The organism is Prescottella soli, assembly GCF_040024445.1.
In the GTDB taxonomy this organism is placed as follows: domain Bacteria; phylum Actinomycetota; class Actinomycetes; order Mycobacteriales; family Mycobacteriaceae; genus Prescottella; species Prescottella soli.
On sequence record NZ_CP157276.1, the window covers coordinates 1,991,165 to 2,004,611 of the forward strand.

The window sequence follows — 13,447 nt, forward strand, 5'->3', positions numbered from 1 at the left end:
AGCAGGTAGCGGCACATTTTACGGACCGAAACATGTAACAGTCGACATGGCCTTTACGATTATCGGCCGAAAGTAGAACGCGTTACAGTATGACGGATCCGTGAGGGCTGAGCCGTTAGCCGTGGTCAGGAGTGGCGCGCCGAGTCGAACCCGGCACGTTCACTGACACGATCCACCGGGACGCCCCGACCGTTGCCCACCGTCACGACCCGGTCCGCGTGCGTCGTCGGTGGCAACTGGTGAGTGACGAGGACCACGGTGCGGTCCGCGTCGACGAGCACGGAATCCCGGTCGAGTAGCGCGCACAGCATCGCCGCTCCGTCGGTCGCGTCGAGGTGTTCGGTCGGCTCGTCGAGCAGGAGCACCTGCGCCGGCGAGACCAGCGCGCGGGCCAACAGCAGCCGTCGACGCTGCCCGCCCGAGATCGCCCGGGCACCACCGCCCAGCGGCGTGTGCACCCCGCGCGGGAGCTGGGACACCCACTCCCCCAGCCCCACTGTCGCCAGCGCTTCGAGGGCCTGCTCCTCGGTGAGGTCTCCGCGGGCGACGCGCAGGTTCTCGAGCACCGACGTGTCGAACACGTGGGCGTCCTCGGCGAAGAAGCCGATCCGGTGGCGCAGATCGTCCGGCCGATACTGCTCGATCGGCACGCCGTCGGCCGACACCGTCCCGTCGACCGGCGGCAGCAGGCCGGCCAGGGTCATCAGCAGCGTCGTCTTCCCGGCGCCGCTCGCACCGACAATCGCGATGCGGCTGCCCGGCGCGATGTCCAGATCGAGCGCCGCCGTCACGCGTTCGCTGCCCGGCCAGCCGCATCGCAGATCCCGGGCCCGAATGTGACCGGGCCCGACCGGCACCTCGGTCCCCGCGGGCTGCGGTTCCCCGGCCCGGTCGACGAGGGCGAGAATCCGCCCCGACGCGATCCGGGCCCGGGTCAGTGCGATCGCCGCCGCAGGCAGCGCTCCCGTCGCCTCGAACGCCGCGAGCGGAACGAGGACGACGATCGCCAGCGACATCGGCGTCATGCCCCCGGGAGCCCCGCCGTCCGGCCCATAGAGCGCGATGCCGATCAACAGGGACCCCAGCACGCTCGCCCCGATCGCGAGCGGCGTGGCGGCCGCCGCGAACGCGGCCGGCATCGCCGCCCGGTCGGTGGCGCGCACGGCGTCCCGGTTCGCGTTCTCGGCACCGGCGAGGACGTCGTCCAACCGTCCGGCCACCCGCAACTCGGCGGCGTGGTCGAGCGCGGTCACCGCGGTCTCGCTGAACAGTGCCGTCGCCGCGGCACTGTCCGACTCCGCCAGACTCGCGGCCCGGGCCGACAGCCACGGCGCCAGCACCCCCGACACGGCGAGCGCCACTGCCAGCACCGCCGCGGCGGCCGGCGAGATCAGCCCGAGCAGAACCACTGCGGACAGGGCCAGGATCACCGAGACGGCGATCGGGATGATCGCCCGGACCACCACGTCGCCGAGCGCGTCGACGTCGGCGCCGGTGCGCGCCAACAGGTCTCCGCGACGAAGACCGGCCGCGGCCGCGGGATCGCCGTCGGCGAGGCGGCGGTAGAGCATCGTCCGAGCCGACGTGGTGCCGCGCAGCGCGGCGTCGTGCGTCGCCAGGCGCTCGAGGTAGCGGAAGATGCCGCGGGAGATACCGAGGGCGCGCACGGCGACCACCGCGACCGACAGGTCCAGCACCGGCGGCATCTGCCACGCGCGGGTGATCAGCCACGCCGAAAGCGCCGCCAGCGCGAGTGCGCTCCCGAGCGTCGCCACACCCGCGGCGATCGCGGCCAGCACCCGCCGCGGCTGCAGATCCAGGAGGCGAAGCGCCCGCAGCAGATCACGATTCATGGGACGCACCGACTTCCTGACGGGCCTCGACCTCGATCACCCGGTCACCGACGGCGAGCACGCTCGGCCGGTGCCCCACCACCACGACCGTGCGTCCGGTGCGGGCGAGTGCCCGCAACGACGTCAACACCGTCCGCTCGGTGTCGTCGTCGAGGTGCGCGGTCGGTTCGTCGAGCAGCAACACCGGCCGCGGCGACACGAGCAGGCGGGTGAGAGCGAGCCGCTGGCGCTGGCCGAGCGACAGTCCCAGTCCCCCGGCGCCGACCACGCTGCCCCAGCCGTGCGGCAACTCCTGCAGCACGGCGTCGAATCCGGTTGCCCGGCAGGCCTGCCGGACCTCGTCGGAGTCGACGTCGATGTCGCCGGCGAGCGCGAGGTTCTCCACCAGCGTCCCGGGAACGATGACCGGATGCTGCGGGAGCCACGCGATCTGCGCCCACCAACCGGACGGGTCTAGGTCCTCGACGTCGACCCCGGCCACGGAAACCGAACCGTCGTCGGGGGCGGTCAGCCCCAGAACTGTCTGCAGCGCAGTCGACTTCCCCGATCCGTTGGCACCGGTCAGCACCGTCACCTCGCCGGGGACACAGCGCGCGTCGAGTCGGTGAGGGGCCGTCCCCGACCGGGATCGCACACTCACACCGGCGAGTTCGACGACGGCGCCGTCCGCCACGACCTCTGCGGTGCCGGACGCGTCACGGCGTGGCGCCTGGTCGAGCACTCCGAAGGCCTTGCTCGCGGCGGCGAGCCCGTCCTCGGCCGCGTGGAACTGGGTGCCGACCATGCGCAGCGGCAGATACACCTCGGGCGCGAGGATGAGCGCGATGATGCCGGGCTCGAGTTCCATGTTGCCGAACACCAGGCGCAGGCCGATGCTGACGGCGATGAGCGCCACCGACAGCGTCGCGAGCAGCTCGAGCACCATCGACGACAGGAACGCCACGCGCAGCGACGACATCGTGGTCTTGCGGTGTGCGTCACCGAGTTCGCGGACCCGCGTGGCCGGGCCGTGTTCGCGGCCCAGGGCCCGCAGGGTCGGCAGGCCGGCGATCAGGTCCAGCAGCTGCCCCGACAGCCGGGTGAGGGCGGCGAGCGTCTGCTCGGACTTCCCCTTGGTGAGCATCCCGATCAGGATCATGAACACCGGGATGAGCGGCAGCGTGACGACGACGATCATCGCCGCGGTCAGGTCCTGGAAGGCGATCACCAGGAACGTCGCCGGCGTGAGCGTGGCCGCCAGGATCAGCGCCGGCAGGTAACCGGTGAGGTAGGGCGCGATCGCCCGCACCCCCCGGGTGAGCACGGTCGCGATCTCGTCGCGGCGCGGATCCAGCGTGCGGGGCGGCATCCGCACCGCGGCCTGCAGGACCTCGACCTCGAGTTCGGAGACGACGCGGTTGGCCGAGCGGTGCGCGTAGCGCGCGTGCAGCCACACCGCCAGCACCCGCACCGCCACGGCGACCGCGAGCCACGTCAGCTCGGTCCGCCAGTCCGCGACGCTGCGCCGATCCGAGGTGATGACGCCGGCCAGGATCGTGCCGATCAGGACGGCCGACGCGATCACCATCGCGACGTTGACCGCCGACAGCACCACCGTGAGGATCAGGTAGCCCCGCGCCGAAGCCGAGTACTTCCACAGACGGGGGTCGACGGGGCCCCCGGATCGTCCTGCGCGCCCCGCCCGTCGTCGAGCCCGGGCGGGGCGTTCGGTCGCTGTACTCATCCGACCTTCGAGGATCCGGCCTTGCGAGGCAGGCCGATCGACGGCGGGATCTGCTTCGTGGAGATCCGCTTCCGGAACACCCAGTACGTCCAGCCCTGGTAGATCAGCACGATCGGTGTGAGTATCACTGCCGCCCAACTCATCACCGTCAGCGTGTAGTGGCTCGACGACGCGTTCTGGATCGTGAGGTTGAACGCCGGATCGGTCGTCGACGGCATCACGTTCGGGTACAGCGAGGCGAACAGCAACACGGTGGTCGCCATGACCGCGAGCGTGGTGAACGCGAACGCCCAGCCCTCACGCTCGGCCCGGGTGAGCACCACCACCGCGATGACCGCGATCGCCGCGAGCGCCACCAGGATCCACGTCCAGCCCTTGCCGTAGGCCAGCTGGGTCCACAGCACGAACCCGCCCGCGATGGGCACGGTCGGGATGGCGAGCTTCTTCGCGATGTCCGCGGCGTCGATCCGCACGTCGTCGGCGGTCTTGAGGGCGATGAACACCGCACCGTGCAGGGCGAACACGAGCGCGGTCGTGATGCCACCGAGCAGCGCGTACGGGTTGAGCAGCTCGAAGAAGTTGGACGTCACCTGCTTGTCTGCGTTGATCGCGACGCCGCGGACGATGTTCGCGAACGCGACACCCCACAGCACCGCCGGCACCCAGGAGCCGATCATGATGCCCAGGTCGGCCCGCCAGCGCCACTTGTCGTCGTCGATCTTGCCGCGCCATTCGATCGCGACGATCCGCAGGATCAGCGCCACCAGAATGAGCAGCAACGGCAGGTAGAACCCGGAGAACAGCGTTGCGTACCAGTCGGGGAACGCCGCGAACAACGCACCGCCACCGGTGATCAGCCACACCTCGTTCCCATCCCAGACCGGCCCGATCGTGTTGAGGAGGACACGACGTCGGTTGTCCGTCTTACCGAGTACCGGCATCAGCATTCCGACGCCGAAGTCGAAGCCCTCCAACACGAAGTAGCCCGTGAAGAGCACCGCGATGAGGATGAACCAGAATTCCTGCAGTCCCATGACGGTCTCCTAGTACGCGAACGACAGTTGCTCTTCGGGCTCCGGTTCGCCCGGCTCGCCCGGACCACCAGCCCCCGGTTTCGGGCCCGCGACCGGCGGATGCAGATCGTGTGGCGACGGCCCCTCGATCGCGTACCGGCGAATCAGGTAGAACCACACGACACCCAGAGCGCCGTACAGCAGTGTGAACACGATCAGCGACGTCAGGACGAGTCCGGCCGAATGATCCGAGACACCCTGGTCGACGGTGAGCCGGATCATGTCGACGCCGGTCGGGTTCGGTGCGACCACCCACGGCTGGCGGCCCATCTCGGTGAAGATCCAGCCCGCACTGTTGGCCAGGAACGGTGTCGGAATCGCGATGAGGCACAGCCACTTGAACCATTTCTGGTCCGGGACACGACCACCGCGAGTGACCCACAGTCCGGCCAGTGCCAGCGCCAGCGAACCGGCCGCCAGGCCGATCATCGCGCGGAAGGACCAGTACGTGACGAAGAGGTTGGGGCGGTAGTTGCCGGGGCCGAACTTGTCGACGTACTGCGCCTGCAGGTCCTCGACACCCTGCAGCGTCACCCCGCTGAACTTGCCCTCGGCGAGCCACGGCAGCACGTACGGGACCTTGATCACGTGGTTGACGCTGTCGCAGTTGTTGTGGGTGCCGACCGTGAGAACCGAGAAGTCGGGGTCGGTCTCCGTGTGGCACAAGGACTCCGCGGACGCCATCTTCATCGGCTGCTGCTGGAACATGAGCTTGCCCTGGACGTCACCGGTGTAGATGAGGCCGATGCCGGCGATGATCATCACGAGCATGCCGAGCCGCGCGGCCGGCCGGAACATCCCGCGCGCGTCCTGGACGAGGGTTTCGGCCTCCTCCGGCGCAGCGGTCTTGGACTTGCGCATGTTGCGCACCATCCACCATCCGGCGATACCGAGGACGAAGGTGGATGCGGTCAGGAATCCGCCGGCTACCGCGTGGAAGTAGGCGGCGATCGCGGTGTTGTTGCTGAGCAGCGCCCAGATGCTCTCGAGTTCGGCTCGTCCGGTCTCCGGGTTGAACTTCGCGCCCACCGGATGCTGCATGAACGAGTTGGCGACGATGATGAAGTATGCCGACGCGTTCACACCGATCGCGGCCAGCCAGATCGTCGCGAGATGAACGCCCTTGGGCAGGCGCGTCCAGCCGAAGATCCACAGACCGAGGAAGGTCGATTCCAGGAAGAACGCGACGAGGCCCTCGAGTGCGAGTGGTGCGCCGAATACGTCACCGACGAAGCGGGAGTACTCGCTCCAGTTCATGCCGAACTGGAATTCCTGCACGATGCCTGTCGCGACACCGATCGCGAAGTTGATGAGGAAGAACTTGCCGAAGAACTTGGTGAGGCGATACCAGTGGTCCTTCTTGGTCACCACCCACATGGTCTGCATGATCGCGACCAGTGGTGCCAGTCCGATCGTGAGCGGAACGAAGATGAAGTGATAGACGGTGGTGATTCCGAACTGCCACCGGGAGACATCCAAGACATCCATGGCTACTCCGAGAACTCGGCCCGTAGGACAGGCTTCGGGTTCGAGACGTGGGCGTCCGCTCGATCCCTGTGCACAAAGCTACTGCCGGGCGTACTTCCCCGCAGCTGTTTGTTACTACGGAATGTAGTAGACCATCCGGTTCAAACCTAGCCGGGATCAGTTCGAGCCGACCGTCTCCACCGCCAACCCCACCAGCGAGGTCACATCCTCGGCCGCGGGCGGAACCGGCAACTTCAGCCCGTCCAGGGTGTGCACGCGGGCAGCCAGAGTGATACTCGAAATCAACCAAACCCCCTCCGCTGCAATCAGATCGGCCGGAAAGAGGGGTGCATACTCACACGTGTACCCCTTGTCCGGGGCCACCTCGAACAGCGCCTTCTGGGTGGTGCCGGGAAGGATGCTCTGATCCGGTGGCGGAGTGATCAACGTCTTACCCCGGGCGATCACGACGGTGGAGCGCGGACCCTCCAGAACGCGGCCCTCGCTGCTCGTGAAGACCACGTCGTCGGCGCCGTGCGATTGCGCGTGCCGCAGGGCCGCCATGTTCGTCGCGTACGACAGGGTCTTCGCGCCCAACAGTTGCCACGGCGCCGTCGCCGACAGATCGACCGAGAAGCCGCGGCGCAGGGTCATCGCCGAGACGCCGTCGCGGCGGGCCTGCAGCACCCGCTCGGCCACCGGACCCACGGTGATGAACGCGGTCGGCGGGCCGCCACCCTCACGGCCGCGGCTGAGTACCAGCCGCATCCACCCCTCCCGGTCGCTGCCCCACTCCCGGGCCGCAGTCTCGATCGCCCGGGACCACAGCCCGCGCCCGGGCCACGGCAAGGCGAGGGCCCGCGCCGACGACTCCAGCCGGTCGAGATGAAGCGCTGGTTTGCACGCCCGGCCGTCGCGTACCAGCAGCGTCTCGAACACGCCGTCGCCGCGAACCACAGCGAGGTCGTCCACGTGCAGGAGGGGCTCGTCTGCGTCGCGCACCTGCCCGTCCAGCGTCACCAGCACCTGCTCTGCCATGCGCCCACCATAGCCAAAACCCCGCACTACCTGCAGTTCCGATACCGCTTCGCGGGGCATGCCCGACTTCCGCTCCTAGAATGTCCGTGTGGCCGACTCTCCGCTCGTTGCACCCAGTCCACTGCTCTCCACGCCCGGCGCGGTACCGCCGCCCGAGGGATCGCCCGATACCGGCGTCGCCTGGCACTACGGCGACCCGTTCGCCGAACAGCGCGCCGCGACCCGCGCGGTCGCCGTCGTCGACCGCTCCCACCGGTTCGTGATCGCGATCTCCGGCGACGAGCGCCTGACGTGGCTGCACACCATCTCCAGCCAGCACGTCGCGGCCCTGCCGGACCGCACCAGCGCCGAGAACCTCAGCCTCGACCTCAACGGCCGGATCGAGCACCACTGGGTGCAGACCGACATCGACGGCGTCACCTGGATCGACACCGAGGCCGACCGCGGACCCGACCTGCTGGGCTTCCTGCAGAAGATGGTGTTCTGGTCCAAGGCCGAACCCCGCGACGGCAACGACATGGCCGTGCTGAGCCTGATCGGCCCCGACGCGACCTCGCCCGCGGTGCTCGCGGCGCTGGGCGTCACCGACCTGCCGGACGTCTACCAGGCGGTGTCGCTGGAGGGCGGCGGGTTCCTGCGCCGGATGCCGTGGCCCACCGCGGACTCGTTCGACCTCCTGGTGCCGCGCTCCGACCTGCCCCGGTGGTGGACCGCGCTCACCGACGCCGGGGCCCGACCGGCCGGATCGTGGGCGTTCGAGGCCCTGCGGGTGGCCGCGTACCGGCCGCGCATCGGCGTGGACACCGACGACCGCACCATCCCCCACGAGGCCGGCTGGATCGGCGGCCCCGCCGAGCACGGCGCCGTGCACCTCGACAAGGGCTGCTACCGCGGCCAGGAGACCGTGGCGCGCGTGCACAACCTCGGGAAGCCGCCGCGGCACCTGGTGATGCTGCACCTCGACGGCTCCGCCGAGGGTCGCCCCGAGGTGGGCGAGGCGGTGACCGCCGACGGCCGCGCCGTCGGGCGACTCGGCACCGTCGTCGACCACTTCGAGTGGGGGCCCATCGCGCTCGCGCTCGTGAAGCGGACCGTGCCCGCGGACACCGCACTCGTGACCGGACCCTGCGCCGCGTCGATCGACGAGGACTCCGTGCCCCGGCACGACGAGGTCCAGGCGGGGCGGGAAGCCGTCGACCGGTTGCGCGGCCGCCGGTGACGGGGCGCGTCGAGGCGGTGTGCGTCGTGTTCGCCGAGCGCGACGCCCCGAGCAAACGGTCACCGCGCACGGCCATCGACAAGCGGCCCGTCGACGGCCCGGTGCGGGTCGAGCTGGGCGGGGTCACCGGCGACCACGTGTGCGACACGAAGTTCCACGGCGGCCGCGACAAGGCCGTCTACGCGTACTCCGCGGAGGAAGCGGACCGGTGGGGTGACGAGCTCGGCCGGTCCCTCGCACCCGGCTGGTTCGGGGAGAACATCCGTGTGGTGGGCGTCCCGACCACCGACGCGGTGATCGGAACTCGCTGGCGGATCGGCACCACCGAGCTCGAGGTCACCGAGCCGCGGGTGCCGTGCGGGACGTTCGCGCACTGGACCGGCGAACCGCAGTGGGTCAAACGCTTCACCGCGCGCGCCGACGTCGGCGCCTACCTGCGGGTGCTGGCGCCCGGGCACCTGCAGGCCGGTGACCCGGTGGAGGTCCTGTCGGTCCCGGCGCACGGGGTGACCGTCCGCGACGTGTTCGTGGGCGACGACCCTGCCCGGCTGCGCGCGCTCCTCGCCGGGCAACCCGATCTCGCGGACGGGGCGGACGCCCGCGTCCGGAAGTTCCTGAGCCGTCTGGAAGAACAGGTGTCGTCGTGAGTGTCGAACTGGTGGAAGTGGTCCGATCCGGATTCCGTGAGTGCGTGCACCGCGGATCGCTGGTGGTGCTCGCTCCGGACGGCACGCCCACGCTCGCGCACGGCGAGGTGCACACCCCGATCTACCCGCGCTCGTCGAACAAGCCCATGCAGGCGGTGGCGCTGCTCCGCAGCGGATTCGTGCCGCGCTCGACCGAGGAGCTGGCGATCGCGTCGGCGTCGCACGAGGGCGAGACGGCGCACGTCGAACTGGTCGAGGCGCTCCTGAGTCGTGCGGGGCTGGACGAGACGCATCTGCAGTGTCCGCCGGACCTGCCCGCGAACGAGCTGGCCCGGGCCGAGGTCCTCACGTCCGGCAATCCCCCGCGCACGGTCTACATGAACTGCTCGGGCAAGCACGCCGCCATGCTCGCCGCGTGTGCGGCCAACGGATGGCCCACCGACTCGTACCTCGACCCGGGCCACCCGCTGCAGCGGACGGTCATCGACACGGTCGCCGAGCTCAGCGGCGAACCGGAGACCGAACTGGGCATCGACGGCTGCGGGCTGCCGATCATCCCGCTGTCGCTGACCAACCTGGCCCGCGCGTACTCCCGGCTCGTCACCGCGGCGCCGGGTTCCCCGGAGCGGTCCGTGGCCGACGCGATCCGCGCGCACCCGCACGTGATCTCCGGGACCGGCCGCGACGACGCACGGCTCATGCCGGCGGTACCGGGACTGCTGTGCAAGGCCGGCGCCGACGGCATCCACGCCGGGGCGCTGCCGGACGGCACCGCGTTCGCGTTCAAGATCGACGACGGGCACGAACGCGCGCGCCTCCCGCTGACCGCCGCGCTGCTGCACCGACTCGGCGTCACGTGGTCGGAGGATCACGCCGCACTGGCCTCACAGCCGGTTCTCGGCGGCGGCGCCCGCGTCGGCACCATCCGTGCCGTTCCCGGCGTGTTCTAGCCTGCAGAAACCCCGCATCACAGCAGCTCACGGGGCCTGTGAGACAAATCAGACACTGCCGGGGACGGGACGTGGGAGCGGAAGTGACTTTTCCACGCTAGAGTGTTGAGCAGGAAAACATTCAACACTCACGCGGGGCCGCCAAATTCCCCAGGCCGCCCCGCGAAAGCGCGAGGGGGTCAGCCATGGGCCGCGGCCGGGCTAAGGCAAAGCAGACCAAGGTTGCACGGGAGCTCAAGTACAGCTCGCCGTCCACGGATTTCGACAGCTTGCAACGAGAGCTCTCGAACGGCGGAGCACCGAGCTCGCCCCGCAACGGCGGAGTGATCGCGGACAAGCGCGCCGACGAGGATCCTCGCTCGCGCTGGGATGAGGACGACTACGACGACTGGCGTCGTTGACTGTCGTAACCGACGTCACCTGATTACCTCGAAATGAGGGGGAGCCCGACGGCTCCCCCTCATTTCGTGGTATCCGGCGGTCGCCGTCCCTGTCGGGAACTGACGCATGACGACATCGTCCCCGGGATCCTTGTGGACCCCGGGGACGATGTCGTCGGTTCGTGCAGGTGTCAGAAGCGCGGGTGATCGCCCAGGAGCAGCGCACGTGCCGCGTCGGCGTCCGACGCCTTCTTGATGCTGCCGAGCGTCCAGCAGTCGATGTGGCGGGCCGTGAGGACCGCCAGAGCGCGGTCCACGTCCTCGGGCGCCACGATCGCAACCATGCCGACGCCCATGTTGAACGTCTGCTCCATCTCGGCGCGCTCGACGCGACCGCGCTGCGCGATCATCGTGAAGATCGGTGCCGGGCTCCAGGTGCCGCGATCCAGCTCGGCGACGAGGCCCTTGGGCATCACGCGCGCGAGGTTGTTCGCGAGACCGCCGCCGGTGACGTGGCAGAAGGTGCGCACGTCGGTCTCGGCCGCCAGCGCCAGGCAGTCCTTGGCGTAGATCTTGGTGGGCTCGAGCAGCTCCTCACCGAGGGTGCGGCCGAACTCGTCGACGTGACCGGTCAGCGACATGCGATCGATCTCGAGCAGCACCTTGCGGGCCAGCGAGTAGCCGTTGGAGTGCAGGCCCGACGCCCCCATGCCGATCACGACGTCGCCCGGGCGGACCCGGTCCGGCCCCAGCACCTGGTCGGCCTCGACGACGCCGACACCGGTCGCGGACAGGTCGTAGTCACCATCCGCCATCACACCGGGGTGCTCGGCCGTCTCGCCACCGAGCAGCGCGCAGCCGGCCTGGATGCAGCCCTCGGCGATGCCGCCGACGATCTCCGCGACGCGCTCCGGCACGACGCGGCCGACGGCGATGTAGTCCTGCAGGAACAGCGGCTCGGCGCCGCACACGACGAGGTCGTCGACGACCATCGCGACCAGGTCGAGGCCGACCGTGTCGTGCTTGTCCATCGCCTGCGCGACCGCGAGCTTGGTGCCGACGCCGTCGGTGGAGGCCGCGAGCAGCGGCTCCTTGTAGTCACCCTTGAGTGAGAACAGACCGGCGAACCCGCCGAGGCCGCCCATGACCTCGGGGCGGCTGGCCTTCTTCGCCAGCGGGGCGAACAGCTCGACTGCCCGGTCGCCCGCTTCGATGTCCACTCCGGCGGCGGCGTACGAAGCGCCCTGCGTGCGGGTACTGTCCTCGGTCATCGGTTTCTGGCTCCAGCCTTGATCTCGGTGAATGTCGACTTCGGCGCCAGCCGTCGTCGGGCATACGGGTACAGCGCAATCACCTCGATTGCGCCCTAACGCTACCGGAGTACCCACGGCACCCCGGCAGCGTCCTGCGAACTAGGGGCGCGACAGCGCGTCCGCGTTGTCGTTGTCATGGCTGACCGCCGCGCCCGCGGCCGACTCCAACATCCCCTCGAGGACGTTCTTGCCGATGCCCCCCTCCGGGAGCGCGATCGGGTAGGTGCCGTCGAAGCACGCCGCGCACAGACGCGAGCGGGGCTGCTCGGTGGCCGCGACCATGCCGTCGATCGAGATGTAGCCGAGCGAATCGGCACCGATCGACCGGCGCACGCCGTCGAGCATCTCGTCGAACGTGGCATTCACGCCGCTGCCCTCGGCACCGTTCGCGATGAGCTCGGCGGGCGACGCGAAGTCGATGCCGTAGAAGCACGGCCACTTGACCGGCGGCGAGGCGATGCGCACGTGGATCTCGAGCGCGCCGGCCTCACGGAGCATGCGGATCAGCGCGCGCTGGGTGTTGCCGCGCACGATCGAGTCGTCGACGACGACGAGACGCTTGCCGCGGATGACTTCCTTGAGCGGGTTCAGCTTCAGCCGGATGCCCAGCTGACGGATGGTCTGCGACGGCTGGATGAACGTGCGGCCCACGTAGGCGTTCTTCATCAGGCCCTGGCCGTAGGGGATGCCCGAGCCCTGCGCGTAGCCGACCGCGGCGGGGGTGCCCGACTCCGGCACCGGGATCACCAGGTCGCCCTCGGCGGGGTGCTCCTTGGCGAGGCGGCGGCCGATCTCCACGCGGGTCGAATGCACCGAACGACCGGAGATCACGCTGTCGGGGCGAGCGAGGTAGACGTACTCGAACACGCAGCCCTTGGGCTCCGGGTTCGCGAACCGCGAGGACCGGACGCCGTCGGCGTCGATCGCGAGCAGCTCACCGGGCTCGATCTCGCGCACGAACGACGCACCGACGATGTCGAGGGCGGCGGTCTCGCTCGCGACCACCCAGCCACGGTCGAGTCGACCCAGACAGAGCGGGCGGATGCCGTGCGGATCGCGCGCCGCGTACAGCGTGTGCTCGTCCATGAAGGTCAGGCAGAACGCACCGCGCAGCGTCGGCAGCAGCTTCATCGCGGCCTGCTCGAGCGTGCTGTCGGCGGCGGCGTGCGCCAGCAGGGCGCCGACGATGTCGGAGTCCGACGTGGCCGCACCGGGGCGCTTCTCGTTGATCAGTCCGGCCTCGCGGGCGCGCTGCGCCAGCTCGGCGGTGTTCACGAGGTTGCCGTTGTGGCCCAGCGCGACGCCGGTGCCGGCGGCGGTAGTGCGGAAGATCGGCTGTGCGTTCTCCCACGTCGTGGAGCCCGTGGTCGAGTAGCGGCAGTGGCCGACGGCGACATGCCCCGGCATCGCGCCGAGGGTCTGCTCGTCGAACACCTGACTGACCAGGCCGAGGTCCTTGAAGACCAGCACCTGCGAGCCGTCGGCGACGGCGATGCCGGCGGCCTCCTGGCCACGATGTTGGAGGGCATAGAGCCCGTAGTACGTGAGCTTGGCGACGTCCTCACCCGGCGCCCAGACGCCGAAGACGCCACACTCCTCACGAGGTTCGTTCTCGTCCTCGTCCGGTGCGGTCGTAGCGAGAAGGTTCCGACTGTTGACCGACAGTTCGGCACGAGTCACAGCAAACGCTCCCTAAGGGGATTCGGTGCGGGGGGCGTGCCCCATTCTAACGACCGCGCTCACATGACTCGACCCTCGGTGCTCCGGATCACGTCGAAGCGACG

11 protein-coding genes are annotated in these 13,447 nt (G+C 69.7%); 4 read left to right on the top strand and 7 right to left on the bottom strand.

Features of this window, described 5'->3' with window-relative positions; all coding sequences use genetic code 11:
- Positions 1-125 precede the first annotated feature (125 nt).
- From cydC to ABI214_RS09435, 5 genes are all read right to left on the bottom strand, one after another.
- Positions 126-1,853: a thiol reductant ABC exporter subunit CydC gene (cydC, locus tag ABI214_RS09415; protein WP_348609193.1), complete on the bottom strand. Its 1,728-nt coding sequence runs from the start codon at positions 1,851-1,853 to the stop codon at positions 126-128.
- Positions 1,843-3,576: a thiol reductant ABC exporter subunit CydD gene (gene cydD / locus ABI214_RS09420; protein WP_348609195.1), complete on the bottom strand. Its 1,734-nt coding sequence runs from the start codon at positions 3,574-3,576 to the stop codon at positions 1,843-1,845. Before cydD ends, cydC begins: the two co-directional genes overlap by 11 nt.
- Complete coding sequence (gene cydB, locus ABI214_RS09425) at positions 3,573-4,610, bottom strand: cytochrome d ubiquinol oxidase subunit II (protein ID WP_348609197.1); 1,038 nt, start codon at positions 4,608-4,610, stop codon at positions 3,573-3,575. The genes cydD and cydB overlap by 4 nt, the downstream gene beginning before the upstream one ends.
- Before the next feature lie 9 nt (positions 4,611-4,619).
- On the bottom strand, positions 4,620-6,137 hold the full coding sequence (locus ABI214_RS09430; RefSeq protein ID WP_348609200.1) for a cytochrome ubiquinol oxidase subunit I: 1,518 nt from the start codon (positions 6,135-6,137) through the stop codon (positions 4,620-4,622).
- Positions 6,138-6,293: 156 nt separating this feature from the next.
- Positions 6,294-7,154 carry an aminodeoxychorismate lyase gene (locus ABI214_RS09435; RefSeq protein WP_348609203.1) on the bottom strand — a complete coding sequence of 287 codons (861 nt, stop codon included), beginning with the start codon at positions 7,152-7,154 and terminating at the stop codon, positions 6,294-6,296.
- Positions 7,155-7,242: 88 nt separating this feature from the next.
- Between ABI214_RS09435 and ABI214_RS09440 the strand changes: the two genes are divergently transcribed.
- The 4 genes from ABI214_RS09440 to ABI214_RS09455 all read left to right on the top strand — a co-directional run bounded on the left by ABI214_RS09440 (position 7,243) and on the right by ABI214_RS09455 (position 10,371).
- Positions 7,243-8,373: a YgfZ/GcvT domain-containing protein gene (locus ABI214_RS09440; protein WP_348609206.1), complete on the top strand. Its 1,131-nt coding sequence runs from the start codon at positions 7,243-7,245 to the stop codon at positions 8,371-8,373.
- Positions 8,370-9,020 (top strand): MOSC domain-containing protein, encoded by a 651-nt coding sequence (locus ABI214_RS09445; protein ID WP_348609209.1) that lies wholly within the window; start codon positions 8,370-8,372, stop codon positions 9,018-9,020. Before ABI214_RS09440 ends, ABI214_RS09445 begins: the two co-directional genes overlap by 4 nt.
- On the top strand, positions 9,017-9,970 hold the full coding sequence (locus tag ABI214_RS09450; protein WP_348609212.1) for an asparaginase: 954 nt from the start codon (positions 9,017-9,019) through the stop codon (positions 9,968-9,970). Before ABI214_RS09445 ends, ABI214_RS09450 begins: the two co-directional genes overlap by 4 nt.
- 185 nt (positions 9,971-10,155) lie before the next feature.
- Positions 10,156-10,371 carry a DUF3073 domain-containing protein gene (locus ABI214_RS09455; RefSeq protein ID WP_348609215.1) on the top strand — a complete coding sequence of 72 codons (216 nt, stop codon included), beginning with the start codon at positions 10,156-10,158 and terminating at the stop codon, positions 10,369-10,371.
- A 170-nt stretch (positions 10,372-10,541) separates the two neighbouring features.
- Here ABI214_RS09455 and purM read toward each other — a convergent pair whose 3' ends face one another.
- Together purM and purF are read right to left on the bottom strand one after the other, a co-directional pair.
- A complete protein-coding gene (gene purM / locus ABI214_RS09460; protein WP_127918058.1) occupies positions 10,542-11,621 on the bottom strand; it encodes a phosphoribosylformylglycinamidine cyclo-ligase in 1,080 nt (359 codons plus the stop codon).
- A gap of 141 nt (positions 11,622-11,762) precedes the next feature.
- Positions 11,763-13,343 carry an amidophosphoribosyltransferase gene (purF, locus tag ABI214_RS09465; protein WP_348609219.1) on the bottom strand — a complete coding sequence of 527 codons (1,581 nt, stop codon included), beginning with the start codon at positions 13,341-13,343 and terminating at the stop codon, positions 11,763-11,765.
- Positions 13,344-13,447: the final 104 nt, after the last annotated feature.

Coding starts and splice junctions, on each gene's coding strand:
- cydC (WP_348609193.1), bottom strand. CDS start 1,853: ATGAATCGTGATCTGCTGCGGGCGCTTCGCCTCCTGGATCTGCAGCCG.
- cydD (WP_348609195.1), bottom strand. CDS start 3,576: ATGAGTACAGCGACCGAACGCCCCGCCCGGGCTCGACGACGGGCGGGG.
- cydB (WP_348609197.1), bottom strand. CDS start 4,610: ATGGGACTGCAGGAATTCTGGTTCATCCTCATCGCGGTGCTCTTCACG.
- ABI214_RS09430 (WP_348609200.1), bottom strand. CDS start 6,137: ATGGATGTCTTGGATGTCTCCCGGTGGCAGTTCGGAATCACCACCGTC.
- ABI214_RS09435 (WP_348609203.1), bottom strand. CDS start 7,154: ATGGCAGAGCAGGTGCTGGTGACGCTGGACGGGCAGGTGCGCGACGCA.
- ABI214_RS09455 (WP_348609215.1), top strand. CDS start 10,156: ATGGGCCGCGGCCGGGCTAAGGCAAAGCAGACCAAGGTTGCACGGGAG.
- purM (WP_127918058.1), bottom strand. CDS start 11,621: ATGACCGAGGACAGTACCCGCACGCAGGGCGCTTCGTACGCCGCCGCC.